Origin of the sequence: Flavobacterium taihuense (assembly GCF_019351435.1) — a bacterium.
GTDB classification, from domain to species: domain Bacteria; phylum Bacteroidota; class Bacteroidia; order Flavobacteriales; family Flavobacteriaceae; genus Flavobacterium; species Flavobacterium taihuense.
Genome location: NZ_JAHWYN010000019.1, coordinates 12,563 through 38,828 on the forward strand (window position 1 = coordinate 12,563; position 26,266 = coordinate 38,828).

The window sequence follows — 26,266 nt, forward strand, 5'->3', positions numbered from 1 at the left end:
ATGTCATTATCCAATATTCTTACCCCATCTATAGAGAAAGCCATTCAAACTTTGTTTGATGTAACGATTGATAAAGTAGAGTTTCAAACCACAAGAAAAGAGTTTGAAGGCGATATTACGATGGTTATTTTTCCATTGCTTAAATTGGTAAAAAGCAATCCTGTTGAATTAGGTAATAAAATTGGAAATTATCTGATTGAAAATGTTTCGGAAGTAGCTCGTTTTAATGTGGTTTCTGGATTTTTGAATATTGTGATTTCAGATAGTTATTATTTGAATTTTTTCAACGAAATCAAAAATGTGGAGAAATTCGGATTTGTTACGTCTTCGGCAAATGATAAAGCGGTGATGGTAGAATATTCTTCTCCAAACACTAACAAACCGTTGCACTTAGGACACGTTCGTAATAATTTATTAGGATATTCAGTTGCCGAAATTATCAAGGCATCTGGGAAAAAAGTATATAAAACACAAATCATCAACGATAGAGGGATTCATATTTGTAAGTCCATGTTGGCTTGGCAGAAATTTGGAAACGGAGAAACTCCAGAATCTACAGGATTGAAAGGCGATAAATTGGTTGGGAATTATTATGTTGCTTTTGATAAAGCCTACAAAGCAGAAATCAAAGAGTTGATGGATGCCGGTAAAACAGAAGATGAAGCCAAAAAACAAGCGCCAATTATTCTCGAAGCGCAGCAAATGCTTTTGGATTGGGAAAATGGAAAACCTGAAGTTATCGAACTTTGGAAAACTATGAACCAATGGGTTTATGATGGTTTTGCAATAAGTTATAAAAATCTTGGAGTCAATTTTGACAGCTTTTATTACGAAAGCAATACCTATTTATTGGGTAAAGATGTTGTTCAGATTGGTTTAGAAAAAGGAATTTTTGAAAAAGATCCAGATGGTTCTGTTTGGATTGATTTGACTGATGAAGGTTTGGATCGTAAAATTGTTTTGCGTTCGGATGGTACGGCGGTGTATATGACACAGGATATCGGAACTGCAATTCAGCGTGTAAAGGATATGCCAGATGTTGGCGGAATGGTTTACACAGTTGGGAACGAACAGGATTATCACTTCAAAGTATTGTTTTTGATATTGAAAAAATTAGGATTTGATTGGGCTTCCAGTCTGTTCCATTTATCTTATGGAATGGTTGATTTACCTTCCGGAAAAATGAAAAGCCGTGAGGGAACAGTTGTTGATGCTGATGATTTGATGCAGGAAATGACCGATACAGCCCAAAAAATCTCTGAAGATTTAGGGAAATTGGATTCTTATTCGGCAGAAGAAAAAGCAAAATTATACAATACAATAGGCCTTGGAGCACTTAAATATTATATTCTAAAAGTAGATCCAAAAAAACGAATCCTTTTTAATCCAGAAGAATCAGTTGATTTTGCAGGGAATACAGGTCCGTTTATTCAGTATACGTATGCGAGAATTCAATCAATTATTCGCAAAGCTGACTTTGATTTTGCAGCCAATGCAGGAATTGTTGAACTTCACGAAAAAGAAAAAGAATTGGTAAAACAATTAGAATTGTTCCCAGAGGTGATTCAGAATGCGGCTCAAAATCACAGCCCAGCTTTGATCGCTAATTTTACGTATGATTTGGTTCGTGAATACAATTCTTTTTATCAAGCCGTTTCTATACTTGGAGAAACAGATTTGAACAAAAAAACATTCAGAGTGCAATTGTCTAAAAAAGTGGCAGATGTTATTGCAGATTCCTTTAGTTTATTAGGGATTAATGTTCCAGAAAGAATGTAATTTTATAAATAAAATTTAAAAAAGAGGCTGTCTATGTTTTTAGACAGCCTCTTTTTTATTTGTTAGGGACGGGGGAATTTTGGTTTAATTGAGAATCATTGCAATTTTAATTCATTGCTAATTCATTGTTTGTTTTAACAATTTCGCCTGTTGAACTAATTTGTATATTTTGAGTTTGATTATCTTTTTTAAGTTTCAAATGGTATGTTTTTTTTAATATTGCTCCTTTTTGTTGAGAATATTCAAACTTACTTTTTGTAATTGTCCATTCAGGATACCACATAAAGACAAAACGCATTATTTCTCTTGGTAATTCTGCATTTGCATATTTTTCGTTAACCCGTACTAGTACTCCGTGTTGATTGTAAGTTGCCACCAAGAAGCCTTTTTCATTTTCTAAAGTCACTAAATACTCGTCGAAATTTTTGCACTCTTCATTATCTACATTGTAGGAAATGAATTCGTTTTGAGTGTTTCTGATAACTGCATCAGGATTGTTGTCTGGGATGTATTTTGAAACATTTTTAGTGTGTGAAACTAATACTTCTGGTAATACTTCCATTTTTAAAGTTTCTGGTTTTTTATCAGCTGTTTTTTGGTCTTGTGAATACGTCGCAGAAAAGAAGCTTAAGCAAAGGGCAAAGGTGATAATTGTTCTCATGATCTTGTATTTTTTTATATTGTTTTTTTAATGATTTTTATGTTTTTATTTTATAGTATAAAAGTACATTTATTTTTGAAACAGTAAAAATATTTTTTTATTAATTTTTCAAAAAAACAAATATTTTTTGCAAATACAATAATCTTATGTGTTTATTTTAATTTTAAATTAAATTATTCTTTATTTTTTAACATTAAGACATTAATTTAAAAGCTTCTTTTGGCAAACTGTAAAACAAACGAAAACGTTTGATATAAATTAATGCTAAAAGCGTAAAATCCGACTTAATTATCAATCAGAAGACATGAAAAACTAGTCTTAAATTGTATAAAAGATGACATCTCAAAATATAACTTTTTATATGCCGCTTTTGCAGTAATTTTGAATTCCTTAAATTCTGCTTTTCATCACAAATTAAATTTTATCAGATACTGCCTAAAACAAAAAATCCGTCCCGTTTAATAAAACGGGACGGATTTTTTTATGTGCTGTCTCTATGTCTGTTTATCAATTTGAAATAATCAGATAATTGATTTCTACTGGTTTTAGAATTTTATCTTCATTGACACAATCTACCAAAAAGCGTAATTCCTCCAGTTCTTTTCTGTTTAGCAGAATAATAAAATTAGACTGTAAAGTTGGAATCGGAATCTTCTTTTCATAAAGTGAATTTTTATATTCCCTTTCCCAATAATCAATATCTATTTGGTTTAAATAATTGGCAAAACTCGTCATTTCGATGCTGTTCAAATCAAAGGTCAAATTATTAAACAGCAATTGATACATGTCTCTATGTTGGCAATACAGCAGAATTCCATTAGAGGTTCGGTTTAATACTTTTAGATTGCACATAAGCGTAATTCTTAATTATTTTATGAGTAAAGAAATATGATTTTTGCTGGTTCCATTAGTCAATTTTCAATTGAAAAAAAGACATTGAATGTTATCGTAGCATTATTTAATTAAAAATATTATTTTTGTTTGTAAAAAATGAATTGACAGCAAATAATATGTATAATCATTTTTAGTTCGTTTTACTGTTTTTGGAGAAAGGAGGCTGGATTTATCGGGCCTCTTTTTATTGTTTTGAATTTTATTTTAAAACAATTGCTTTTTTATTTCTAATACTATTTAAACTTCAATATCAAATCATTAAATTTGCGCCTTAATTAAAGAGAAATAAAATTATGTTCGATAATTTAAGCGATAAACTAGACAAAGCCTTTCATATATTAAAAGGACACGGAAAAATCACAGAAGTAAACGTAGCCGAAACTTTGAAAGAAGTGCGTCGTGCTTTACTTGATGCCGATGTCAATTTTAAAATTGCCAAAGATTTTACAACCAAAGTAAAAGAGAAAGCAATAGGTCAAGATGTATTAACGACATTGCAACCTGGACAATTATTGGTGAAGTTAGTCAAAGATGAGCTTACTGAATTGATGGGTGGAGATGTTGCGGGAATCAATCTTTCGGGCACGCCATCCGTTGTATTAATGTCAGGATTGCAAGGATCTGGGAAAACTACTTTTTCCGGAAAATTGGCTAATTATCTTCAAACAAAAAAGAATAAGAAAGTGCTTTTGGTTGCCTGTGATATTTATCGTCCGGCGGCTATTCAGCAATTGTATGTTGTAGGAGATTCTATTGCTGTTGAAGTATACTCTGAACCAGAAAATAAAAATCCAGTTGAAATTGCTCAAAATGCAATTAAGCATGCAAAAGCGAATGGATTTAATGTGGTAATTGTCGATACTGCCGGTCGTTTGGCTGTTGATAAGGAAATGATGGATGAAATTGCCAAAGTGCATAAAGCCATCCAACCACAAGAAACCTTATTTGTTGTGGATGCGATGACTGGTCAGGATGCAGTGAACACTGCAAAAGCATTCAACGATATCTTGAATTTTGACGGGGTTATTTTGACCAAATTAGATGGAGATACTCGTGGTGGAGCTGCGATATCTATTAAATCGGTAGTAAACAAACCAATTAAGTTTGTGGGTACTGGTGAAAAAATGGATGCGATTGATGTTTTCTATCCAAATCGTATGGCAGAACGTATCCTTGGGATGGGGGATGTCGTGTCCTTGGTAGAAAGAGCGCAAGAGCAATATGATGAAGACGAAGCCAGAAAAATCCAAAAGAAAATTGCTAAAAACGAATTTGGTTTTGATGATTTCTTATCTCAAATTCAGCAAGTGAAGAAGATGGGTAATATGAAAGACTTGGTAGGAATGATACCAGGTGCTTCTAAAGCAATGAAAGATATCGAAATTGAAGACGATGCTTTCAAACACATTGAAGCGATTATCCATTCGATGACTCCAATTGAAAGAAGCAAGCCAGCATTGATCGATGTAAAAAGAAAAGCAAGAATTGCCAAGGGTTCTGGAACAAAAGTAGAGCAAGTGAACCAATTGATGAAGCAGTTTGAGCAAATGAGCAAAATGATGAAGATGATGCAAGGCCCAGGAGGAAAAAACCTGATGAAAATGATGGGTGGAATGAAAGGAATGCCAGGTGGTATGCAGAGATAAAATAAGAATGTTTAAGGTTTAAAGTTTCAAATAGTTTGAGATTTTAGACCTTAAATTTTTTTTAAATTAAACAAAGAATAATTTTATAATTTGAGTTTCGCCTTTTAAACCTGAAACTTTAAACTTCAAACATTTAACTTTTTAAAAAATGCAAATACTAGACGGAAAAAAAACATCGCAGGATATTAAAAATGAAATTGCGGCTAAGGTAAAAACAATGAAAGACAATGGGGAGAAAGTACCTCACTTAGCTGCTGTAATTGTTGGAACTGATGGAGCAAGTTTAACTTATGTGGGAAGTAAAGTACGTTCTTGTGAACAGATTGGCTTCGAGTCTACATTAGTGAGTTTACCTGCCGATATTACCGAAGAAGCATTACTTGCCAAGATTAAAGAATTAAACGAAGATGATAATTTGGATGGTTATATTGTTCAACTGCCTTTACCAAAACATATCGATGAACAAAAAATATTGATGGCTATTGATCCTGAAAAAGATGTGGATGGTTTTCATCCTGCTAATTTTGGAAAAATGGCTTTGGATATGGAAACATTTCTGCCGGCGACTCCATTTGGAATCATGGAATTGTTAGAGCGATACAAAGTAGAAACTGCTGGTAAGCACACTGTAGTTATTGGGCGTAGCCATATTGTGGGAAGACCAATGAGTATTTTGATGAGTCGCAAAGGTTATCCAGGTGATTCTACAGTTACCCTTACTCACAGTAGAACTAAAAATATTGAAGAGTACACAAAAAATGCCGACATTATCATCACAGCTCTTGGAGTTCCAAATTATCTAAAAGCCGATATGGTTAAAGATGGAGTTGTAGTAATCGATGTGGGTATTACGAGAGTGGAAGACGCTTCGCATCCAAAAGGCTACGTAATTACTGGTGATGTTGATTTTGATGGAGTAAGCAAGAAATCTTCTTTTATTACACCAGTTCCAGGAGGAGTAGGACCAATGACCATTGCCATGTTGTTGAAAAACACACTTTTGGCTCGAGAAATTAGAAGTAGAAAATAAAAACACTACATCATAAAATTTAAAAAGCCGTTTCATTTTGGTGAAACGGCTTTTTAGTATTTAATAATCTCCTCTTTTCTTAAATCGAGGGTCATCTCGCTTGATGAATTCGGTTCTTCGTTTTGGCGTTTCTGTTTTAGGTAAGCTGGCTTCTTCGGTTTTGCTCGAAGGTTCAATGAGTGCATTGAGTTCTTTGATTTCGGCATCGGATAAATCACGGTAGCGACCTACGGGAACGTCAAGCGAAATATTGATAATTCGGATGCGTTTTAGGGCAGTAACTTCGTAGCCTAAATATTCACACATTCTACGGATTTGACGATTTAAGCCCTGTGTCAGAATGATTTTGAAGATGTATTTACTGATTTGTTCTACTTTGCATTTTCGGGTAACAGTGTCTAAAATTGGCACGCCATTTCCCATTCGTTCTATAAAACGGTCGGTTATGGGTTTGTTTACCGTTACGGTATATTCTTTTTCGTGATTGTTTCGGGCACGCAATATTTTGTTGACAATGTCACCGTCATTGGTCATGAAAATCAGGCCTTCACTGGCTTTGTCCAATCTTCCAATTGGAAAAATACGTTTGGGGTAATTGATGTAATCTACAATATTGTTTCGCACCTCCAAATTGGTGGTGCATTCTATTCCTACTGGTTTGTAAAAAGCGAGATAAACTGGTTTTTCATTTTTCTCACGGATTAGTTTTCCATCTATGCGCACTTCGTCATCTGGCGAAACTTTTGTTCCAAGTTCCGGCACAATACCATTGATAGTTACTCGGCCTTCTTCGATAATTTTATCGGCCTCACGGCGGGAGCAGTAGCCTGTTTCTCCTATGAATTTATTGAGGCGTTTTAGATTTTCTTTCATGCTGCAAAAATAGTCTTTTTTTAGATTGTTGGGTAGTTAGATTATTAGATTGTTGACTTCAGTTATTTCTATAATCTGAGAATTCAGTCAAAAAGAATACACACTTACAACTTAAATATTAATCAAGAAATCTAATAATCTATTCTTCAAATAAAAAACGAGATATCTCTTGATACAAATCATCGTCATGCATCGAATGTCCTAAATTTTGGGTTGTGATGAATTTTCCTTTTTTCCAGCCACTGGCAATTTTTTGACCTTCTTCATAGGCAACGACCGTGTCTGTGGTGTCATGGGCTATAATTCCTTCGATTTGGATGTGTTTGGCAAATGCGCCACCGGAGAAATCTTTAAGTTTGAAATTGAAATTTTCTAAATATCGCTTTTCCAAAAGTGTAAACATTTTTTTGTTTAGGCTCAACATATTGATGTAATTGTCGATAAGTGTTTTTAAATCGGAGGGAGCGCCTAGAATCACCATTTTTTCAATACTGGTTTTAGGATGCAAATATTGGTGATAGACACAGGCCGCACCACCGATGGAGTGACCGATGATAATACTGGGACTGTATTTTTCGACTGCTTTGTTGATGAACTCTGCATAACGAGGAACGTTGAATTCCTTGCCACTGCTTTGCCCGTGTGCGGGAGCATCTATCGCTATGATGGTGCTACCGGATTTTTGAAGATGAGGCAGTGTTTTTTCCCAACGGGCCGAATTGCTTTCCCAACCATGAACCAAAAGGATTCTGGTGTCGTTTCCTTTCCAAGTATAAGTTTGAAAATGGTCTTCGTTATGATGAAATGTTTCTTTGATGGTGTTTCGCAGAATTTCTGGAAGTTTGTCTTCTGAAATTTTGCCTATTCTAGGATTTGTAAAAAGAGTGTATGATAGATGCAATGCTTTTTTGGGATGCACAAAACTAAGCAGGTTGATGTATTGACCAACGGATTTGATAAGTAGAAACCGAATGCTTTTTTTTAGACTCAAAATAAAGGGGTATAAAAAAAGCCTCGAAATTCGAGGCTTAGATGGTTTTTTAGAATTTAGAAAATAATTGGTCCATTTTCTCTCTTTCTTCTTCAGCCAGAACACTGTCGACCAAGATTCTTCCAGAGTGCTCATCGATTAAAATTTTCTTTCTAGAAGCAATTTCTACTTGTGTCTGTGGTGGAATCGTAAAGAATGACCCTGCTGATGCACCTCTTTCGATAGAAACAACCGCTAGTCCGTTACGAACACTGCTTCTGATTCTTTTGTAAGCCACCAATAAACGTTCTTCAATTAATGCTTCAAATTCTGCGGATTTCTCAGTCAAGAAGATTTCTTCTTTTTGAGTTTCAGCCATGATCGCATCCAATTCCGATTTTTTATGTTTCAGGTGAGATGATTTAGATTCTAATCTCTCTTTTGAAGAAGAAATCACTTCTTTTTTATGCTCAATAGAAGCTTTCATTTCTTTGATTTGCTTTTCAGCCAATTGAATTTCTAATTCTTGAAATTCGATTTCTTTGGTCAAAGAGTTGAATTCGCGGTTGTTACGAACGCTTTCTTGTTGTTTTGTGTATTTTTTGACAGCTTCTTTGTGTTCGTCAATTGCATTCTTTTTTTCTTTGATAAGGTTTTCGATTACTTCTAGTTCCCCTTTCAATTTCTCTGAACGAGTGCTTAAACCTGCAACTTCATCTTCCAAATCCTCAACCTCTAAAGGAAGTTCTCCTCTAACGTTTCTGATTTCGTCAATTCTAGAGTCAATTAGCTGTAAATCGTAAATTGCTCTTAACTTGTCCTCAACACTTAATTCTTTCGTATTCGCCATATTCTATAAGTACTTAACTGGATTTGTATTTTCTTCCGATAAAATGATTGCAAAATTAAGGATTTTTTTTCTAAGATAATCAACAATATACTCTTTTGTATAGCGTTCGCTTTCAAAATGACCAATATCGGCCAATAAAAGTTGGTTTTCGGCTTCGTAATACTGATGATATTTCAAATCGGCAGTCAAAAAAGCATCGGCCCCAGCTTGAATAGCATTTTTTATGGCAAAACTTCCAGATCCTCCTAAGACGGCAACTTTTTTTATTTTTTTGCCTGTAAAGGAAGAATGGCGGATTCCGTTGGCTCCCATTTTGTCTTTGGCATACTGCAGAAAATCCTTTTCATCCATTGCTTCTTCCAGTTCACCAATCATTCCCAAGCCAATATGATTAAAAGTGTTTTTCATATTGTAAATTTCGGTAGCGACTTCTTCGTAGATGTGATTTTCTTTCAGTGCTTTTATGATTCCTGCTTCAAGATGTTTAGCATAAACCACTTCGATTTTGGTTTCTGTCCCTCTGGAAAGCACACCTCTTTCACCAATGGTAGGTTCGCTTTTTTCATTGCCTTGATAGGTAAAAGTTCCTTCAGAGTTGAAACTGCATTTATCATAATTCCCAATGCTTCCTGCTCCGGCTTCAAACAAAGCATTTCGAACTTTTTCGGCATTGTCGCGAATGGTATAGGTAACCAATTTGCGGATGTGATTTTGTTTTGGGATTAAAATCTGAGTGTTTGTAAGTTCCAAGGTGTCACAAAATATTTTATTCACGCCTTCCGGGTGATTGTCTAGTGCCGTATGAACGGCATAGATGGCAATGTTATTTTTTATGGCCTTTAGCAAGGAACGTTCTACATAATTTTTACCAGTTATTTTCTTTATTCCAGTGAATAAAATGGGATGGAAACAAACGACTAAATTGCATTTTTTAGCAATAGCTTCATCAATTATATTTTCTAATGCATCGTGACATACTAAAATTCCTGTTGCGTCGGCATCTTCATCTCCTATTATTAAACCTACATTGTCAAAATCTTCGGCATAAGCCAATGGAGCCATTTCTTCAAGTATAGAAAGAATTTCTTTTATTGTACTCATTATTTTATTCTTTTTGGGGTATTTATTAATCGGTGCCTTATAAACTAACAACGTATATTATCAGGTATTAATTTATAAAGATAGTATTAGTTTGTTTTTAATATTTTCCGCTCAAAGATAAAATATTATATTTTCGTAAAATGAATTTCCTTTAAAAAATATTGCATCTATTTGTCATTTGTATGGCTTTTTATCAGTTTGATTTGAGACTACTATTTTGGTTTGATACTTGAAAAAGTATATTAATAAGGTCTTTTATTTAAAAAAAAATATTATTAAATGAACCTGTTGGGTGTAATTGGTTTTTAAGAATTATACCCAACAGGTTAAGTGAGTAAAAATTATTTAGTCACAAAAATTAGGATTGAATAAAATAGTACAATTATGAATCAAAATGATATTAGGATAGTTTAGCTTTCAATTCTTTATATTCAACTGTCATCTCCAGGGCATTGTAGACACTTAAAAGACTTTGTGAAATTTCTTTGTCTTTAGGATCTATTTCAACTGCTTTTTTGAGATACGGAATTACACTTTTATAAATTCCGTCCCTTTTTATTTTTAATACATTGTATTTTTTCATGTCTTGTGCTGACGTCCCTAATTTATCCATATCGTCATTTATTGTTTTCAGCCCTCCTAACTTTAAAACAGATAAATTAATGTAAGCTTTGATGTATTGGGGGTCAATAGTAATTGCTTTCGAATAAAAAGTTTCGGCTTGAGCTGTGTTATTTGCTTTTTCACTAAGTACTCCTAGGTTAAAAACTAAGTTTACGTCGTTGGGATTCTTTTCTAAAATAACAGCAACCAATTTTTTGTATGAATCATAGTCTTTCGATTCCAAATACAAATCAGCTTCTGATAAAGCTAATGAATCATCTTCCGGATTTTTCGTTCTTGCATCCGAAATAGCTTTTTTTGCTTTTTCTATTTCTCCATTTTGTATATAGATTAGAGCAATGTTTTTATAGATTTCACCTCTTTTAGATTGCCCTTTTTCGGTCCTTGGTTTTTCATGCGTGCCAGCTTTGATGAAAATATCTCTTTCATTAGCTGTCAGGAAGCTATCTTCTACTTGCGTTGCTTTGTTTATTGCATAATAAAAGATTCCAATTCCGGAATAATTCATAGATTTAAGCGTCTCATAATGCTTAAGTGCAGAACTAAAATCTTTTCCGCTCACAAAGGCTGATGCTGCATAATATAAATTAATGGTGTCTTTTTTGTCCAGTAAATAAGCTTCAAAGAGTTTTTCTCCGCATTCGATATATTTATTTGCTTTAGAGTCTTTTATGGCACTATTTACTAATCTTCCTTTAATGTTTTTGAAGGAGCCTTGAACCTGGCTGGAATATTTAATTTTTCCTGATTCGGATTCTGTTTTAATCAATTCTTGGAACGCTTTTGAGGCCAAAGCTAAATTTTTACCTTCATCAATATTTTTATCAGCTAATCCTAATAAGGAACTTCCCTGAACATAATAAAACAAGGCTTTGTCGTCATCATTAGAATTATAAATTTGATATTCGATACTTTTAAGAATGATAACTGCGTCCTGAAGATTTCCACTATTCATTTCTTTTTCAGCGGCTTTTATTTTATCTTTTTGAGCTTGAATAGTTCCTGTAAACAATAACAGTATAGTGACAATAATGTAGTTTTTTTTCATGTTGAGAGGATTGTGGGTTAAACGAATTTGAGGCTTTTGTAGTATTTTTTTGGTTTTGAATTGTGTATTTATTTTAGATAAAAAGTATTTATATTATTTTTTTTTAACAAAAATAGCGTTAAAATTCAAGTATTTAAATGATTTTAATGAAAATTTAATTGTAGTCAAATTATTTTCAGAATAAGAAAAAAATCGCAATATTAATTTATGTTTATCCTAATTATGCATGCCTTTTTTTATTAAAAATTAATTTGATGAAAAAGTCTTACTTCTGTTGTTAAAAAATAATAATTGGCAGTTTTTAATTGAAAATCTGCTGATTTAGATTTTTCAATTATTAGCGCATTTGATTTGTAATTGCTTTCTGCATTATCATAAAATGTTTTACTTTCGTAGAATGAATTTACTGCGAAAAATATTGTTTCCATTTGCCATTTTGTATGGCTTTATTACGAGCATTCGGAATTTTCTTTTTGACAAAGGAATTTTAAAAACCTATTCTTTTGATATACCAGTTATTGCAGTAGGAAACCTTAGTGTGGGAGGTACGGGGAAAACGCCACAAATAGAATATTTAATTCGGTTGCTATCAGATAAATATAAAGTGGCCACTTTGAGTAGAGGTTATAAAAGACAGTCCGAAGGTTTTGTTTTGGCCAATTCAAATTCTGATGCATTACAATTGGGTGATGAGCCGTTTCAGTTTTATCAAAAATTCAAAGACATTCAAGTGGCTGTAGATGCAAATAGAAAGAATGGAATTGAGCAATTACTTTCCAATTCGAATCCTCCGGAAGTTATTTTGTTGGATGATGCTTTTCAACATCGTAAGGTAAAAGCTGGTTTTTATATTATGCTTACTTCTTATGGAGACTTGTATTGCAATGATTTTATATTGCCCACGGGAAATTTAAGAGAGAGCCGAAGTGGAGTCCAAAGAGCCAATATTGTCATTGTTACAAAATGTCCGTCAAATCTTTCCCTGAATGAGCAAAACGCTATAAAAAAACAACTGAATCTCTCTGTTAATCAAAGTTTGTTCTTTACCTTTATTGATTATGATGATGTGGTTTATTCGGATAAAAAAATGCTAAAAGTCTCCGAAATTAAGAATATGGATAAGTTGCTTTTGGCAGGAATTGCAAAACCTGAATCTTTTTTTGCCTATTTGAAGCAAGAAAATGATGAATGTTTGACTTTTCCTGATCATCACCATTTTAGCGAAGGCGAATTAGAGGAAATTAAGAAAAAAGCAAACAGTAAAATTATTGTAACAACCGAAAAAGATTATGTGCGATTGAAAGGGAGTATTTTAAGCGATCAGCTTTATTATTTGCCTATAAAAAGTACCTTTCTTTCTGATGGTGATAATTTTGATAAAAATATTTTGAATTATGTGGGACAAAGTACAAGAGACCGTTAGTTATATAAAAGAGAAAATAAATTTCACTCCAGAATATGGTGTGATTTTAGGGTCGGGACTAGGAGGATTTACTGATGATATCATTATCGAATATACTTTGCCGTATGAGGAAATTCCAAATTTTCCGGTTTCGACTGTTCAAGGACACAAAGGGGCACTGGTTTTTGGTACTATTGGAGCCAAAAAAGTAGTTGCTATGCAAGGGCGGTTTCATTTTTATGAAGGATATTCCATGAAAGAAGTGACTTTTCCTGTTCGGGTGATGAAGTATTTGGGGATTCAAAAATTAATAGTTTCCAACGCATCTGGGGGTGTGAATCCGAATTACAAAGTAGGCTCGATTGTGATTATTAAGGATCATATCAATTTTATGCCAGAGCATCCCTTGAGAGGAAAAAATGATGAGCGTTTTGGACCCAGGTTTGTTAATATGAGTCAGCCTTATTCGGTTGAAATGATTGTTAAGGCCAAAGCAATAGCTCAAGAGTTAAGTATTGAAGTTCATGATGGCGTTTATTTAGGCTTGCAAGGACCAACTTTTGAGACTTTGTCGGAATACAGAATGGTTAAAATTTTGGGTGCCGATTGCGTGGGAATGTCCACTGTGCCCGAGGTAATTGTTGCGCGTCACATGGAGTTAGAAACTTTTGGAGTTTCTATAATAACTGATATGGGTGATGAGAAAAGTATATTGACCATTTCACATGATGAGGTTTTGGAAGCCGCCAAAAATGCTGAGCCTCATTTGCGTTGTCTCATCAAAGAATTGATTATAAGGAATTAGGAATTGCTGAAATTTTGGGCAATAGCATTGTAGAAGTCCTCTGGAATAAAAGGTTTTGTTATTACATCTGTCATCCCAAAAGAGAGTAGCATTTCCCTGTTTTCATTTAATGAAATGGCTGTAAGAGCAAGAATTGGAGTTTTTGTGTCAAACTCTCTAATTTGTTGCGTTGCAATAGTGCCGTTGATACCTAATAAATGAACATCCATTAATACCATGTCGAAAGTAGTGTTTTTTAGAATTTCGATTGCTTCTTCGCCATTGTCTAAAATAGTGCATTCCATATCTTTGTTCAATAGCATTTTTTTGGTAATCATTTGGTTGATTTTATTGTCCTCAACCACTAATATTTTTTTATTTTTAAACAAAGATGAATCATAACTTTTGATTTTTGATTTAATTTGAGCGGGTTTTGTATCTACTTTGAAATTTAATTCAAATGAAAAAGTCGAACCTTCGCCGACCACACTTTTTAGTCTTATTCTCCCACCCAATATTCGAACTAGTTTTTTTACAATAGTCAACCCTAATCCTGTGCCTCCAAATTTTCTATTAATTTCGACCGAACCTTGTGAAAAACTTTCAAAAACAGTTTTTAATTTATCTTCCGGAATTCCGATACCTGTATCAATAATTTGAAAATAGATAGTAGCATTGTCGTTTTGGTGGTTTCTCAATCTTGCGATTACACTAACGGTTCCATTATTGGTAAATTTTAATGCGTTATTAATAAGGTTCATGAAAATTTGAGATAATTTTGTAGGATCTCCTATTAGATTTTCAGGTACGGCAGAATCGATTTTAAGAATGAATTTATTATTATTTATGGTGGCAATTTCTTTGAGTGAATTTTGAATGTCTCCCAGCAGTTGTTTTAGGTTAAATGTAATGTATTCTATTTCCAGTTTATTGGAGTCAATTTTGTTTATTTCTAAGATGTCGTTTATGAAATTTGTCAGATAGTTGCCGGAAAATTTTAGTGAAGACAAATAATGCATTTGTGACTTTTTTGGATTTTCTTCTAAAAGTAAATGAGTAATACCGTTAATGGCGTTTAGTGGGGTTCGAAGTTCGTGACTCACGGTCGATAAAAATTCAGATCTTGCTTTAGAAGCTTCTTCAGCTTTGTTTTTGGCAGCAATCAATTCATTGTTTTTTTCTTTCAATAGTGAATTGGTTTGATTGCGTATAATGTTGTTTTTATAAAGTGATAAACTCAAAAGTGATAAAATCGAAATTATAGCAATGGCTAGAATGCTGATGAGTTTTGAAAACTTATCGTTTTTTTCTTTCTCTTTATTTTCTTTTTCCAGTAGTAATTCTTCGTGCTTTCGTTGTGATTCTTTAAAAGTTTTGTAATCATTGACACGTAGTCTTTCTTCATTTGCTAGTATAATGTATTCCTTTAAATTTAAGTGTTTTTTTAAATAAGTAAAGGCAGATGATTTATCAGATAATTTATCATAAACCATACTTAAAGCCAATAAGATATTAGACTTTTGATTTAAGTTTTTAGTTTTGTTGTTTAATTTAGAAGCTTTATTGAAGTAATTTAAAGCTAAATTGTATCGTTTATTTTCAGCTTCAATAGTACCCATTTGATAAAGGGCTTCGGCTTTTGTGTTTATTAATGTTCTGTTTTCAGCTTTTGAAATGATACTATTGAAAAGATCTGAGGCTACAATGGTATTACCTCTTAATTTTGAAAGTATTCCTTTTTGAAGAGTAATTTGATCTGCATTCTCCTTACTCTTTAATTTTTTTTGGATCTCTTCGGTTTGAAGGAGGCAGGCTTCCGCAAGGCTGTATTCTCTTTTTTCAATATAGGATAAACTTAAATAATAATAAGCATTGGCTACATTATTGTTGGGTTTTTTTGAGATATTGTTGAATAAAAAAATGCTTTTATTCAATAGTTCAATGGCATCGTTGTAAAGGTTTAGGTCAAAATATATTTTACCTAACTTATATGTTTGAATCGCTTCGGCTTCATTCTGATTGTTTTTTTTACAATAATCGATTGATTTTTGCGTAAATAATAAAACTTCTCTATAATTATTGTTTTTAGTATTTTCAGATGCTAGTTTGGAGTAAAAAGCAAGACTGTCTATTTTAGTCCTATTCTGCGAATAGAGCATTGAATGAAAAAAAACAATGAATAATAAAAAGTATTTCATGATGATTGAGGATGGTTTTTATTATTCAATAATAGAATGAGGTCAATGATTCTGGAAGAATATCCAATTTCATTATCATACCAGCCTACTACTTTTACCATTTTATCGATTACCGAAGTAAGTTGGGAATCAAATATACAAGAATTTTTATTGCCAATTACATCGACAGAAACAATAGGGTCGTCTGTGTATTCTAAAATTCCTTTTAAATTGGTTTGAGAAGCCAATTTGAAGGCGTTGTTTATCTCCTCTATACTAACTGTCCGTTTTACATTGAAAGTAATATCGGTCAGAGAACCATCAGGAACCGGTACTCGAATTCCGCATCCACCCATTTTGCCATCAAGAGATGTGAAAATTTTGGTTAATGCTTTTGCTGCGCCAGTGGTAGTTGGGACAATGGATTGACTTGCTCCTCTGGCTCTGCGTAAATCTTTATGAGGTTGATCATGTAAACTTTGATCAGTAGTGTAAGAGTGAATAGTGGTGATATAAGCTTGTTCAATCCCACAAAGTTCTTCAATCACTTTGATCATTGGTGCTGCATTATTAGTGGTGCAACTCGCATTCGATATAATGGTCTCTGTCCCGTCAAGAATGGATTCATTGACTCCTAAAACTACTGTTTTAATGGTGTCCACTTCCGATGGAGCCGATAGAATTACTCTTTTGGCACCAGCCAAAACATGGGCGTTTATTTCCTCAAAAGTTTTGTATTTTCCAGTAGATTCTACAACAAAATCAATGCTTATGCTTTTCCAGTCCAGGTTTGGGATACTTTTTTCATGGAAAAATAAAAAATGTTTTCCATCGACCACAATTCCCTTTTCGTCATCGCTTACCGCAAAAGGCAAAACGCCGTGAATACTGTCGTATTTTACTAAATGTGCCATCGTTTTTTTGTCGGCAATATCATTTATGGCAACTACTTCTATATGGGGGTGATTCAAAAGCAAACGAAATAAATTTCGCCCAATTCTTCCAAAACCATTAATCGCAATTCTTGTTTTCACGTTTATTTGTTTATGGGGTAATCGGTTAAACGATTAACCGAATAAACTATTTATAATATATGCTTTTGTGCTTTGTAAGAAGATCGAACCAATGGACCACTTTCTACATGGCGAAAGCCTAACTCCAAGCCGAATTTTTCGTAAATCGCAAACTGATCAGGAGTTATAAATTCTTTTACAGGAAGGTGTTTTTTACTGGGTTGTAAATATTGACCAATAGTTACAATGTCAACATTGGCAGCACGTAAATCGCGCATGGTTTGAAAAACTTCTTCTTCTTGTTCGCCTAGTCCTAGCATAATTCCAGACTTGGTTCTGTTGATTCCTTTTTCTTTAAGGTATCTCAAAACTTCAAGACTTCGGTCATATTTGGCTTGTATTCGTACTTCACGAGTCAGTCTTCGAACAGTTTCAACGTTATGGGAAACCACTTCTGGATTGGCCTCAACGATACGGTCGATATTTCTTTCGATACCTTGAAAATCAGGAATCAAAGTTTCTAGAGTAGTGTTTGGGTTCATTCTTCGGATGGCTTTTACGGTTTCGATCCAAATAATTGAACCACCATCTTTTAGATCATCTCTGTCGACACTTGTAATTACAGCGTGTTTGATATTCATGATTTTTATCGAGCGGGCTACTTTCTCAGGCTCATCCCAGTCTACGGTTTCGGGTCTTCCTGTTTTTACACCGCAAAAACCACAAGAGCGTGTACATACATTTCCTAAAATCATAAAAGTTGCCGTTCCTTCGCCCCAACATTCTCCCATATTTGGGCAACTTCCTGACGTACAAATTGTATTCAGGCTATATTTATCTACTAAACCGCGTAGTTCAGTATATTTTTGTCCTATTGGGAGTTTTACCTTCAACCATTTTGGTTTAGTTACGCTCGATTCGGCTACGCCACGGGTTTCAATAGGTGATGTATTATCTAAAACAGTTTCCATATTTCAATTTTCTGACTGCAAAGATAAGGAATGTAGTTTTAGAATTTGAGTTACGTATTTATGAATTTTGATAAAACTTGTTCGGTTATCAGGTCGTTTTTTAGAATTCCACATTAAAAAGTGGCTTTTGTAGATAAATTTAACATGGGGGTTTGTAGTGTTAAATTTTAGATATTAAAATAAAAACAAGATTCCGTTGTTTTTAAAGTTATAGTATATTTGCATTTTTAAATAAAAAAATAAAAGGATGAATACAAAATCATTGTTATTAGGAGCTTTTTTAATGTTTTTTGGGCTTTCAAAAGCTCAAGCGCAAATTAATTTTGGAGAACGAGCATTAGGTGCCGTTCAAAAAGGAATGACAGGATTTACTTTTACAGATGCAGATGCTGCGGCTTTGTCTAAGCCTGCCGTCGATAAAATGGATGCCGAAAATAAAGTGGCAGGGCCAACAGATCCCTATGCTATCCGTTTGGCTAAAGTTTTTGGAAAATACACCAAAGGAGAATTTTACACCTTGAATTACAAAGTGTATCTGACTAAAGATGTCAATGCCTTTGCAACTGCCGATGGTAGTGTACGTGTTTTTTCGGGTTTGATGGATGTAATGGATGATAACGAATTAATAGCTGTAATTGGTCATGAAATCGGACACGTTAATAATCATGATTCCAGAGATGCTATGAAAGCTTTGTATCAAAAAGAAGCTTTGATTGATGCTGCAGCTTCACAATCTAATAAAGTAGCGGCAGTAACCGATAGTCAATTGGCTAAAATCGGTAGCGCGATGATTGATAGTAAATACAGTCGCAAGCAGGAATCAGAGGCTGATTTGTTTGCTTATGAATTCATGAAAAAAAATGGTTATGATGTAAATGCAGAAGAATCTGCTTTTAGAATATTGGCTAAAATGAGTGAAGGTGCTCAAAGTTCCTTTATTGATCAAATGATGAGCTCGCATCCTGATTCCAGTTTAAGAGCGGATGAAGCCAAAGCTAGGGCTGAAAAAGATGGTTTGTATAAGCCTTATGTGAAAAAGCCGGCAGTGACAACTCCTGTAAAGAAAACAACAACGAAAAAGAAAACAACTACTAAAAAGAAAAAATAATTATTCATATTAGTATGTGTTAAAAAAAGAGAAAGCTGAACTCAAAAAGTTCAGCTTTCTCTTTTTTTTGTAATATAAAAGTTGAAATTAATTTGGTTGAATAGTGATAGGTAAATTATAAGAAGTTCTAACCGCTTTGCCTTCAAACATACCTGGTGACCATTTTGTTTTTAATGATTTCAAAACACGAATGGCTTCAGTTCCTAGACCATATCCTGGATCTTTTAAAACTTTTATATCTGTCATGCTTCCGTCTTTTTCTATAACAAAAGAAACACTTACTCGGATTGCATTTTCGCTGTCTATTTCGGGTTTTTCAAAATTATTGCCCACATAAGTGTAGAATTTTTTGATTCCACCTGGAAATTCAGGCATTTTATCAACAGCATTGCTTGGTAGAATGGTGGTATCAGTAATGCCTGTGGTACTTGCAACAGCTGTACCGGTTGAAGGAGTTGTTCCTATGCCAGTACCGCCTGTGCTTGCGGTATTGATATCCGTATTATTTTTGAGTTCAGTATTAGTAGCAATTTTTTCTGGAGTTGCTAATGCCGCTTGAACGATTTCTGGATTTATAAGTTGCGCATTGGTGTTGATATTTTCAGTAATTGGGTTTTTAATTTGGGGCATAGGCGCTTCTTCGACTTTTGTTTCGGGTAGTGCATAAGGGTCAATATCCACGACAACAACTGCGGGTAAGTCTGGTACTAGTGATGGGATTCGATGATCTGGATTTAGGTAATTATAAACCATTGGAATACTAATGGCCGCAGTCAAAAGTAATACTCCCATAAAGAGCGCAAAAAAGGATGTCTTGGTGTTTTCCTGGCGTAAATTATAAGCGCCGTACTCTTTGTTTCTGTTTTCGAATACAAGATCAGTCCAACTGGTTTCGAAGATGTTTGATTTAGACATAATTTATGGATTTAATGGTTAAGTAGAAATTAAATCATAAGCTAAAGTGGTTTTAGTTTTTAACGTAAATAACAGGAATTTTATTATTTATATATATGGTTATTTTTCAACAAAAATGTTAAATAGGTATTGATGTAAGTAAATATAGAAATATTTATCGAATATAACTATAGGTATTTAACAAATTAAGTTATGTTAATGTAATTGAATTTTAATATAAGAGGGGAGTATGTTTTCTGGGTGCTATTCCGTAAAGCCTTTAGATGAAATTATCGTCTGTTTTGGATAATTTCCGAAAGTAATTTTTTGGCGCGAAGTAATTTAATCTTCACGTTACTCAAAGGCTCATCTATTTTGTTGGCAATTTCCTGATAGCTCATTTCCTGAAAATAACGCAACTGAATCACTTCCTGATAATGTGGTTTCAATTCTTTGATGAATTGTAATAATTGAGAAAGATTTTGTTCGGTAATCAAAACGTCTTCTGCAGATGGAGTGGTATCGGCAATATTATAAGCAGTTTGGTCTTCTTCGTCAGTGATTTCAATAAAAAGACTCGACTTTTTTTTGCGAATTAAATCGATATGCACATTCTTGGCTATAGAAATCAACCAAGTGTTGAATTGAAATTCGGGATTGTATGTGGCTATTTTGTCAAATGCTTTGGAGAATGTTTCAATTGTAATATCTTCGGCGGTAGTTTCATTTTCGGTGCGTTTTAGCATAAAACCATATACCTCATTCCAATAGTAATCCAATAGAAAAGTAAAGGCAACTTGATTTCCTTTCTTGGCTTTTTCTATTTGTTTACTTATTTCCAATGCGCAGGTTTTGAAAAAATGTTGGTTATGAAGACATTAATTTGAGTGAATATAAGTATAATTTCTATAATAGGATACCAATACATCACATCTTTTTCTTTTAATTTACCTGCAGCAAATCCGGTAACAATCCAAGTAACCAAATATCGGAAACCAATGAGGCTTACTACCAATATCCATTGAAATTGAAAAGCCAATAATACGATTGGTAATAATAGGAATAACAATTGAGAACTAAAGAAAAGTCCTAGTTGCATTTTGTCAAAGCTTTTGTAATGTTTGGCGGTGGCAACGTGTCTTCTTTTTTGAATAAACCAATCCTTAAAAGTAGTTTTTGGTGCCGAATAGGTAAAACTTTCAGGATTATAACTAATAGTGGTATTGCCTGAATTTGCAGCTTGATTAATGAATAAGTCATCGTCACCAGAACGAATTTGTATGTGGTCTATAAAACCATTTACATTGAAGAATTCCTCTTTTTTGTAAGCCAAATTGCGGCCTACACCCATATAAGGTTTACCTATTTTTGCCCACGAAAAATATTGTACGGCAGTAAGCAAAGTTTCAAATCGGATTATTTTATTGAGTAATGAGTTGGCTATCTTTTCGTAACCACTATAACCCAAGACAATAGTTTTTTCTTTTGTGAATTGAGAGCTCATTGCGGTAATCCAATCTTTGGAAATTGGATAACAATCGGCATCTGTAAATAATAAATGTTCTTTTGTAGCAGCTTTAATTCCTAATGTTAAAGCATATTTTTTGTTTCCCCAAAAAGCTTCATTATTTTTTACTTTAACTAATTTTATGTTTGAATATTTTTTTTCAAACTCTTCAAATATGTCCAGAGTGTTATCACTGGAAGCATCGTCAATCAAAACGATTTCGAAGTTGGGATAATTTTGTTCAGCCAATAATGGAACGTATTTGATTACATTTTCTTCTTCATTTTTGGCACAAACAATCACAGAGATTGGAATGTTTTTGGCTTCTATTTCTTGTGCTTTTGTGAATGAAAATTTTCCAAAAACAATTAGATAATAAAAAAGTTGAATAACAACAATTGCAATAAAAACGTATAGAGTAAAGGTTAGCATCATTGTATTTTTTTGGCTTTTAAAAACGATTGCAAATGTAATTAGCAATTGTGAATTATCAATATAAAATCGGTAATTACTTTCTGTATTTAGCCATTTCTTTCGCGACAGCCATAGATTGAGGGTTTTCTGTTTTTTCTAATTCGGAAATAATATTCGAATAATTTTTGTCATCTCGGTTTTGTGACATTTTAGTTTGCGCTTGTATTTCTTCTATTTTAATTTCAAAAGCTACTATTCCTCTGGTCTGCATCATCGTTTTTTTTGATAACTCTGCCACTCGGACAGGACATTTGGAGTTTTGTTCGTATTTGTCGACCAGTTTGGTTAAGGAATCAATTACAGCGTCTCCTTCGATGATTTTTATCTTTCCATAAACATGAACCGCCGAGTAATTCCAAGTGGGAACATTCTCATGATCGTACCAAGATGGAGAAATATAGGAGTGAGGCCCTGTAAATACAGCCAAAACTTGGTTATCCGATTCGAATGCTGTCCATTGCGGGTTCTCTTTTGATATATGTCCCATCAAAACTTCTTCGCCTTCTGAATTGCTTTCCAGTTCCAATGGAATATGAGTTGCCCATAATTTTCCATTGGTTTGATTGATTAGAATACCAAAAGCATTTGCTTTGAGAAAGGTTCTGATGACTTCTTTATCTTCGTTTTTGTATAAATCTGGAATGTACATGTTTTGCTATTTTAGATTTAGGATTACTGTAATCTGAATTCTATAATCTGTAATCTAAATTATATTAACCTCTGCTTCAATATGAATCCCAAATGTATTGAAAACAGTATCTTGAACCGTTTTGGAAACATCCAAAATTTCTTGTCCTGTTGCATTTCCATAATTCACTAAAACTAATGCCTGGTTTTTATGGATCCCAGCATCTCCAAAACGTTTTCCTTTCAAACCGGCTTTTTCAATTAACCATCCAGCTGGAACTTTGACTTCTGTTTCTGAAATGTCAAAGAATCGCATTTCTGGAAAATTTTGATGTATTTTCTCAAAATCAGACTTTAAAAGGATTGGGTTTTTGAAAAAACTGCCACTGTTTCCTAATTCGGCAGGGTCAGGTAATTTGCTTTTGCGAATGGCAATCACTGCATTACTCACGTCTTTTAAACCGGGAGTTGTGATGTTATTTTTGGCTAATTCGGCGGTGATGTCACCGTAGGAAGTGTTTATTTTATGGTTTTGTTTCGTTAGTTTGAAAACAACAGAGGTTATAATGTATTGGTCTTTTACTTCGTTTTTAAAAATACTTTCTCGGTATCCAAAATTACATTCTTCTTTGTTGAAGGTTCTCATTTCTAGACTTTCGATATTTATCGCGTCGCAGGAAACAAAAGTGTCCTTGATTTCAGTACCATAAGCGCCGATGTTTTGTACTGGCGTTGTGCCAACATTGCCTGGAATGAGCGACATATTTTCGAGTCCGCCAAAGTTTTGGTCTATCGCCCAAAGCACAAATTGATGCCAATTTTCGCCCGCCTGACTTTCTACCCAAACATAATCGGCATCTTCTTTCAGTATTTTTTTTCCTTTTAAATCAATATGGATTACGAGGGCTTCGATATTTTTTGTCAAAAGCATATTGCTTCCTCCTCCAAGAACGAATTTCTTTTGGTTTTTGTTTTGTTCCAAAATGCTTTTCAATTCGGAGACACTGTGAACGGCAACAAATTGTTCGGCTTTGGCTTCAATGCCAAATGTATTGTAGTTTTTTAAAGAAAAATCATTTAAAATCTCCATAAAGAAAGTAATTAGGTAATGTTTAACTTTTGAATTTATTCCGAATATAAAGCTCTCTCGATAAAGTTATTGAAAGGTTTTAACGCCAACATTTTTTCGGCCATGATGGATACGAAATCTTTTTGGGTAACCAATTTGGTATCGAAAGACTGAGTGGCAGTAAAGCTTTTCAGTTTCAGGAATTCAATGGCAGGATCTTCTTTATCGTAGCCTTTTGGTGGATTTTTCAAAGTCGAAGTTTCGTCCCTATTCAGATTTTGATAAATAGATTTAAATTTTTTGTCATTTAAAATTTCCTGTAAATCATCATAGAAAAAGTGAATTTCTTTTCTAATTTTTTGAAGCTGGTCGGGCTGTGGGCAATACAATCCACCGCCTACAAAGCATTTTTCATTTTCTATATGAAGGTAATAACCCGAAGCTTCTGCATTTTTGGCTCCCGGAGAGATCCAAACGCCCAAATTCGTTTTATAAGGTGATTTGTCTTTGGCAAAACGAACGTCACGATTGATTCTGAAAACGCAGTTTTTTACTTCGAGCATTTCCAATGAAGGATCAAGAGGTTTCATAGCGTCAAGAAAAGAGGCCACCAACTGATGGTAGTCTTTCTTTACGGCTTCGTATCGTTTTTTGTTTTCAAGAAACCAATCACGATTGTTGTTGGCTTTTAAATCTTCTAGGAATTTTAGAGTGTCTTTTGAGAGCATAGGCCAGATTATTGCAATTGGGTTTTTAAATCTTCTTCACTAACGAATCCTGATTTTTGCCATTTGACGGCTTTGTTTTCGTACAATATTAAAGTAGGAAGTTCGCTGATTTTTAATTCCTGCATAATGGTTTTATTTTCGTCGGCGTTTAAGCGAATGATTACTACTTTGTCAGTCATTTCTTTTTGCATTTTTAGGATATAAGGCTCCATTTTTTTGCAAGGAGCACACCAAGGAGCATAAAAATTCACTAACACTTTCTTGTCGGATTTTAATAATTCGGCATATTCCTGAGGGCAAACACCAATGATTTTAGTGTCGGGTTTTGCCAATCCTGCGGCCTCCCATTTGAGCATTCCGCCGTCAAGGTTGTAAACGGTTGTAAAACCCAATTCGGCCAATTTGTTCGATGCTTTGGCACTTCTTCCGCCACTTTTACAGTATACAAAAACCGGTTTGGTTTTGTCATATTTGTCCGTTTTTAAAACAAAACTATCACTGAGCCAATTCACATTATCGGAATTTTCGATATTTCCTGAGGCGTATTCTTCGGGTGTACGAACATCAAGAATTTGTGCATTTGGGGTTGCCTTTATCTTTTCAGAAAAGGTAGTAACATCAATTGTTTTAACAGCGGGTGATGTTTGTCCGTTACAAGAGAGTATAATAAAGGATATGAGGAATAAAAAAAAATGATTTGTTTTCATTGGGGTGTTAGTATTATATTTTGTGTAAAATTAAACAATTTTTACTTTTTTGAATCTTTAAGCAATCTTAAATAAAAGTTACAAATTGAAAATAGTATAACTCTGCAATGTCGATTTTACAATTGTTTCCGTGCGTTCAGGATGGGTGTCTGATATAAAAAGTTGTCCGAATGTGTCGTTGTTGACCATTTCGATGATTTTAGACACTCGGTTTTCGTCTAGTTTATCGAAGATGTCATCAAATAACAGAATGGGTTTTACACCACTTTGTTTTTTTAGGAATTCAAATTGCGCGAGTTTCAAGGCTATCAAAAAAGATTTTTGCTGCCCTTGGGAACCAAATTTTTTGATGGGATGATTGTCGATTTCAAAAGAAAGGTCGTCTTTATGAATTCCCATACTCGTGTATTGCAGGATGCGGTCCTTATTAATGCTTTGCTGCAAGAGTGTCAGTAAATCATTTTCGAATAAATGGCTTTCGTAAATCAACTGTACCGATTCTTGCGAGCCTGTTATATTGTGATGATGAAAGTTGAAAATAGGAATGAACTCGGCGATGAACGCTTTTCTTTTTTCGAAAATGGATTGGCCAAATTCGGTTAGCTGTTCATTATATATAGATAAGGTATCGTTATCATAGGTATGGTTCAGTGCAAAATACTTTAATAAGGCATTGCGCTGGCTCATTACCTTTTGATATTGGATGAGTTGTTGCAAATATTGTGAATCCAATTGGGATATCACGCTGTCCATAAATTTTCTTCTGGTTTCGCTTCCTTCCACGATTAAATCTCTGTCCGCTGGGGAAATAATAACCAAAGGGATGAAACCGATGTGGTCTGAGAATTTATCGTATGCTTTTCCGTTGCGTTTCAGTATTTTTTTTTGGCCTTTTTTGAGACTGCAGACAATTTGTTCGGTTCTTTCATTTTTTTCGAATTCGGCGTCAATTACAAAAAACTCTTCACCGTGTTTGATGTTTTGAACGGCAAGTGGATTGAAATAACTTTTCCCGTACGACAAATGATAGATAGCGTCCAATACATTGGTTTTTCCGATGCCGTTTTTGCCCACAAAACAATTGATTTTGCTGTCAAATTCGAAATTGGCTTCGGAAAAGTTTTTGTAATTGAATAACGATATTTTTTTTAAATACATCTGAAGGTCTTGCTGGAATTGTTGACTTTGAAGCTTTTTTTGGACGGTTTCTAAGAAGGTGCAAATTATTGAAAAATATCGATATAAAGGATGGGAATTTATGTTTTCGTTTTTTTACTACGTCCGTTCGCTCGCGTGAGGGATAGGAGCAAGCTACCAAAGTAGCGCGGA

The 26,266-nt window shown here is 33.9% G+C and carries 24 protein-coding genes; 6 read left to right on the forward strand and 18 right to left on the reverse strand.

Going from position 1 to position 26,266, the window contains the following annotated elements:
• Positions 1 to 1,779, forward strand: coding sequence for an arginine--tRNA ligase (argS, locus tag KZH69_RS17035; RefSeq protein WP_219318686.1), 1,779 nt, complete (start codon positions 1 to 3; stop codon positions 1,777 to 1,779).
• 106 nt (positions 1,780 to 1,885) lie between these two features.
• On the opposite strand, the gene KZH69_RS17040 is transcribed toward argS, so the two are convergent.
• Together KZH69_RS17040 and KZH69_RS17045 are read right to left on the reverse strand one after the other, a co-directional pair.
• Positions 1,886 to 2,440 (reverse strand): hypothetical protein, encoded by a 555-nt coding sequence (locus tag KZH69_RS17040; RefSeq protein WP_219318687.1) that lies wholly within the window; start codon positions 2,438 to 2,440, stop codon positions 1,886 to 1,888.
• A 507-nt stretch (positions 2,441 to 2,947) separates the two neighbouring features.
• A complete protein-coding gene (locus tag KZH69_RS17045) occupies positions 2,948 to 3,292 on the reverse strand; it encodes a DUF6686 family protein (RefSeq protein ID WP_219318688.1) in 345 nt (114 codons plus the stop codon).
• 335 nt (positions 3,293 to 3,627) lie between these two features.
• Between KZH69_RS17045 and ffh the strand changes: the two genes are divergently transcribed.
• Both ffh and KZH69_RS17055 read left to right on the forward strand, forming a co-directional pair.
• The gene (gene ffh, locus KZH69_RS17050) at positions 3,628 to 4,980 is read left to right on the forward strand and encodes a signal recognition particle protein (RefSeq protein ID WP_219318689.1); all 1,353 of its coding nucleotides are present in this window, start codon (positions 3,628 to 3,630) and stop codon (positions 4,978 to 4,980) included.
• A gap of 148 nt (positions 4,981 to 5,128) precedes the next feature.
• On the forward strand, positions 5,129 to 6,010 hold the full coding sequence (locus KZH69_RS17055) for a bifunctional 5,10-methylenetetrahydrofolate dehydrogenase/5,10-methenyltetrahydrofolate cyclohydrolase (RefSeq protein ID WP_219318690.1): 882 nt from the start codon (positions 5,129 to 5,131) through the stop codon (positions 6,008 to 6,010).
• Positions 6,011 to 6,070: 60 nt separating this feature from the next.
• Here KZH69_RS17055 and rluF read toward each other — a convergent pair whose 3' ends face one another.
• The 5 genes from rluF to KZH69_RS17080 all read right to left on the reverse strand — a co-directional run bounded on the left by rluF (position 6,071) and on the right by KZH69_RS17080 (position 11,476).
• Positions 6,071 to 6,883, reverse strand: a complete 813-nt coding sequence (gene rluF / locus KZH69_RS17060) for a 23S rRNA pseudouridine(2604) synthase RluF (RefSeq protein WP_219318691.1) — start codon at positions 6,881 to 6,883, stop codon at positions 6,071 to 6,073.
• 139 nt (positions 6,884 to 7,022) lie between these two features.
• Entirely contained in the window at positions 7,023 to 7,874 is an 852-nt protein-coding gene (locus KZH69_RS17065; protein ID WP_219318692.1) for an alpha/beta fold hydrolase, read from the reverse strand.
• A gap of 49 nt (positions 7,875 to 7,923) precedes the next feature.
• Positions 7,924 to 8,703: a zinc ribbon domain-containing protein gene (locus KZH69_RS17070; protein ID WP_219318693.1), complete on the reverse strand. Its 780-nt coding sequence runs from the start codon at positions 8,701 to 8,703 to the stop codon at positions 7,924 to 7,926.
• 3 nt (positions 8,704 to 8,706) lie between these two features.
• On the reverse strand, positions 8,707 to 9,804 hold the full coding sequence (locus KZH69_RS17075) for a Nif3-like dinuclear metal center hexameric protein (protein WP_219318694.1): 1,098 nt from the start codon (positions 9,802 to 9,804) through the stop codon (positions 8,707 to 8,709).
• 400 nt (positions 9,805 to 10,204) lie between these two features.
• On the reverse strand, positions 10,205 to 11,476 hold the full coding sequence (locus KZH69_RS17080) for a tetratricopeptide repeat protein (protein ID WP_219318695.1): 1,272 nt from the start codon (positions 11,474 to 11,476) through the stop codon (positions 10,205 to 10,207).
• A gap of 397 nt (positions 11,477 to 11,873) precedes the next feature.
• Here KZH69_RS17080 and lpxK point away from each other — a divergent pair, with 397 nt between their 5' ends.
• Together lpxK and KZH69_RS17090 are read left to right on the forward strand one after the other, a co-directional pair.
• Positions 11,874 to 12,899, forward strand: coding sequence for a tetraacyldisaccharide 4'-kinase (lpxK, locus tag KZH69_RS17085; protein WP_219318696.1), 1,026 nt, complete (start codon positions 11,874 to 11,876; stop codon positions 12,897 to 12,899).
• Positions 12,871 to 13,683 (forward strand): purine-nucleoside phosphorylase, encoded by an 813-nt coding sequence (locus tag KZH69_RS17090; RefSeq protein WP_219318697.1) that lies wholly within the window; start codon positions 12,871 to 12,873, stop codon positions 13,681 to 13,683. The genes lpxK and KZH69_RS17090 overlap by 29 nt, the downstream gene beginning before the upstream one ends.
• On the opposite strand, the gene KZH69_RS17095 is transcribed toward KZH69_RS17090, so the two are convergent.
• Genes KZH69_RS17095 through lipA form a run of 3 tightly spaced genes read right to left on the reverse strand, consistent with a single transcriptional unit; the run spans position 13,680 to position 17,823 of the window.
• Positions 13,680 to 15,860 carry a tetratricopeptide repeat-containing hybrid sensor histidine kinase/response regulator gene (locus KZH69_RS17095; RefSeq protein WP_219318698.1) on the reverse strand — a complete coding sequence of 727 codons (2,181 nt, stop codon included), beginning with the start codon at positions 15,858 to 15,860 and terminating at the stop codon, positions 13,680 to 13,682. The genes KZH69_RS17090 and KZH69_RS17095 overlap by 4 nt on opposite strands.
• Positions 15,857 to 16,873, reverse strand: coding sequence for a type I glyceraldehyde-3-phosphate dehydrogenase (gap, locus tag KZH69_RS17100; RefSeq protein ID WP_219318699.1), 1,017 nt, complete (start codon positions 16,871 to 16,873; stop codon positions 15,857 to 15,859). The genes KZH69_RS17095 and gap overlap by 4 nt, the downstream gene beginning before the upstream one ends.
• A 50-nt stretch (positions 16,874 to 16,923) precedes the next feature.
• Entirely contained in the window at positions 16,924 to 17,823 is a 900-nt protein-coding gene (gene lipA / locus KZH69_RS17105; protein ID WP_255558385.1) for a lipoyl synthase, read from the reverse strand.
• Positions 17,824 to 18,070: 247 nt separating this feature from the next.
• Here lipA and KZH69_RS17110 point away from each other — a divergent pair, with 247 nt between their 5' ends.
• Positions 18,071 to 18,931: a M48 family metalloprotease gene (locus KZH69_RS17110; RefSeq protein WP_219318700.1), complete on the forward strand. Its 861-nt coding sequence runs from the start codon at positions 18,071 to 18,073 to the stop codon at positions 18,929 to 18,931.
• A gap of 87 nt (positions 18,932 to 19,018) precedes the next feature.
• On the opposite strand, the gene KZH69_RS17115 is transcribed toward KZH69_RS17110, so the two are convergent.
• The 8 genes from KZH69_RS17115 to recF form a co-directional block, all read right to left on the reverse strand.
• Complete coding sequence (locus tag KZH69_RS17115) at positions 19,019 to 19,846, reverse strand: energy transducer TonB (protein WP_219318701.1); 828 nt, start codon at positions 19,844 to 19,846, stop codon at positions 19,019 to 19,021.
• Between the two features lie 269 nt (positions 19,847 to 20,115).
• Positions 20,116 to 20,667 (reverse strand): RNA polymerase sigma factor, encoded by a 552-nt coding sequence (locus KZH69_RS17120; RefSeq protein ID WP_219318702.1) that lies wholly within the window; start codon positions 20,665 to 20,667, stop codon positions 20,116 to 20,118.
• Positions 20,658 to 21,764: a glycosyltransferase gene (locus tag KZH69_RS17125; RefSeq protein ID WP_219318735.1), complete on the reverse strand. Its 1,107-nt coding sequence runs from the start codon at positions 21,762 to 21,764 to the stop codon at positions 20,658 to 20,660. Before KZH69_RS17125 ends, KZH69_RS17120 begins: the two co-directional genes overlap by 10 nt.
• Before the next feature lie 76 nt (positions 21,765 to 21,840).
• Positions 21,841 to 22,455, reverse strand: a complete 615-nt coding sequence (locus KZH69_RS17130) for an FMN-binding negative transcriptional regulator (protein ID WP_219318703.1) — start codon at positions 22,453 to 22,455, stop codon at positions 21,841 to 21,843.
• Positions 22,456 to 22,509: 54 nt separating this feature from the next.
• Entirely contained in the window at positions 22,510 to 23,523 is a 1,014-nt protein-coding gene (murB, locus tag KZH69_RS17135; protein ID WP_219318704.1) for a UDP-N-acetylmuramate dehydrogenase, read from the reverse strand.
• 35 nt (positions 23,524 to 23,558) lie between these two features.
• On the reverse strand, positions 23,559 to 24,230 hold the full coding sequence (locus KZH69_RS17140; protein WP_219318705.1) for a DUF2461 domain-containing protein: 672 nt from the start codon (positions 24,228 to 24,230) through the stop codon (positions 23,559 to 23,561).
• A gap of 8 nt (positions 24,231 to 24,238) precedes the next feature.
• Entirely contained in the window at positions 24,239 to 24,937 is a 699-nt protein-coding gene (locus tag KZH69_RS17145) for a thioredoxin domain-containing protein (protein WP_219318706.1), read from the reverse strand.
• Between the two features lie 78 nt (positions 24,938 to 25,015).
• Positions 25,016 to 26,095 carry a DNA replication/repair protein RecF gene (gene recF / locus KZH69_RS17150; RefSeq protein WP_219318707.1) on the reverse strand — a complete coding sequence of 360 codons (1,080 nt, stop codon included), beginning with the start codon at positions 26,093 to 26,095 and terminating at the stop codon, positions 25,016 to 25,018.
• Positions 26,096 to 26,266 lie beyond the last annotated feature (171 nt).

Coding starts and splice junctions, on each gene's coding strand:
- argS (WP_219318686.1), top strand. CDS start 1: ATGTCATTATCCAATATTCTTACCCCATCTATAGAGAAAGCCATTCAA.
- KZH69_RS17040 (WP_219318687.1), bottom strand. CDS start 2,440: ATGAGAACAATTATCACCTTTGCCCTTTGCTTAAGCTTCTTTTCTGCG.
- KZH69_RS17045 (WP_219318688.1), bottom strand. CDS start 3,292: ATGTGCAATCTAAAAGTATTAAACCGAACCTCTAATGGAATTCTGCTG.
- ffh (WP_219318689.1), top strand. CDS start 3,628: ATGTTCGATAATTTAAGCGATAAACTAGACAAAGCCTTTCATATATTA.
- KZH69_RS17055 (WP_219318690.1), top strand. CDS start 5,129: ATGCAAATACTAGACGGAAAAAAAACATCGCAGGATATTAAAAATGAA.
- rluF (WP_219318691.1), bottom strand. CDS start 6,883: ATGAAAGAAAATCTAAAACGCCTCAATAAATTCATAGGAGAAACAGGC.
- KZH69_RS17070 (WP_219318693.1), bottom strand. CDS start 8,703: ATGGCGAATACGAAAGAATTAAGTGTTGAGGACAAGTTAAGAGCAATT.
- KZH69_RS17075 (WP_219318694.1), bottom strand. CDS start 9,804: ATGAGTACAATAAAAGAAATTCTTTCTATACTTGAAGAAATGGCTCCA.
- KZH69_RS17080 (WP_219318695.1), bottom strand. CDS start 11,476: ATGAAAAAAAACTACATTATTGTCACTATACTGTTATTGTTTACAGGA.
- lpxK (WP_219318696.1), top strand. CDS start 11,874: ATGAATTTACTGCGAAAAATATTGTTTCCATTTGCCATTTTGTATGGC.
- KZH69_RS17090 (WP_219318697.1), top strand. CDS start 12,871: ATGTGGGACAAAGTACAAGAGACCGTTAGTTATATAAAAGAGAAAATA.
- KZH69_RS17095 (WP_219318698.1), bottom strand. CDS start 15,860: ATGAAATACTTTTTATTATTCATTGTTTTTTTTCATTCAATGCTCTAT.
- lipA (WP_255558385.1), bottom strand. CDS start 17,823: ATGGAAACTGTTTTAGATAATACATCACCTATTGAAACCCGTGGCGTA.
- KZH69_RS17110 (WP_219318700.1), top strand. CDS start 18,071: ATGAATACAAAATCATTGTTATTAGGAGCTTTTTTAATGTTTTTTGGG.
- KZH69_RS17115 (WP_219318701.1), bottom strand. CDS start 19,846: ATGTCTAAATCAAACATCTTCGAAACCAGTTGGACTGATCTTGTATTC.
- KZH69_RS17125 (WP_219318735.1), bottom strand. CDS start 21,764: ATGCTAACCTTTACTCTATACGTTTTTATTGCAATTGTTGTTATTCAA.
- KZH69_RS17130 (WP_219318703.1), bottom strand. CDS start 22,455: ATGTACATTCCAGATTTATACAAAAACGAAGATAAAGAAGTCATCAGA.
- murB (WP_219318704.1), bottom strand. CDS start 23,523: ATGGAGATTTTAAATGATTTTTCTTTAAAAAACTACAATACATTTGGC.
- KZH69_RS17140 (WP_219318705.1), bottom strand. CDS start 24,230: ATGCTCTCAAAAGACACTCTAAAATTCCTAGAAGATTTAAAAGCCAAC.
- KZH69_RS17145 (WP_219318706.1), bottom strand. CDS start 24,937: ATGAAAACAAATCATTTTTTTTTATTCCTCATATCCTTTATTATACTC.
- recF (WP_219318707.1), bottom strand. CDS start 26,095: ATGTATTTAAAAAAAATATCGTTATTCAATTACAAAAACTTTTCCGAA.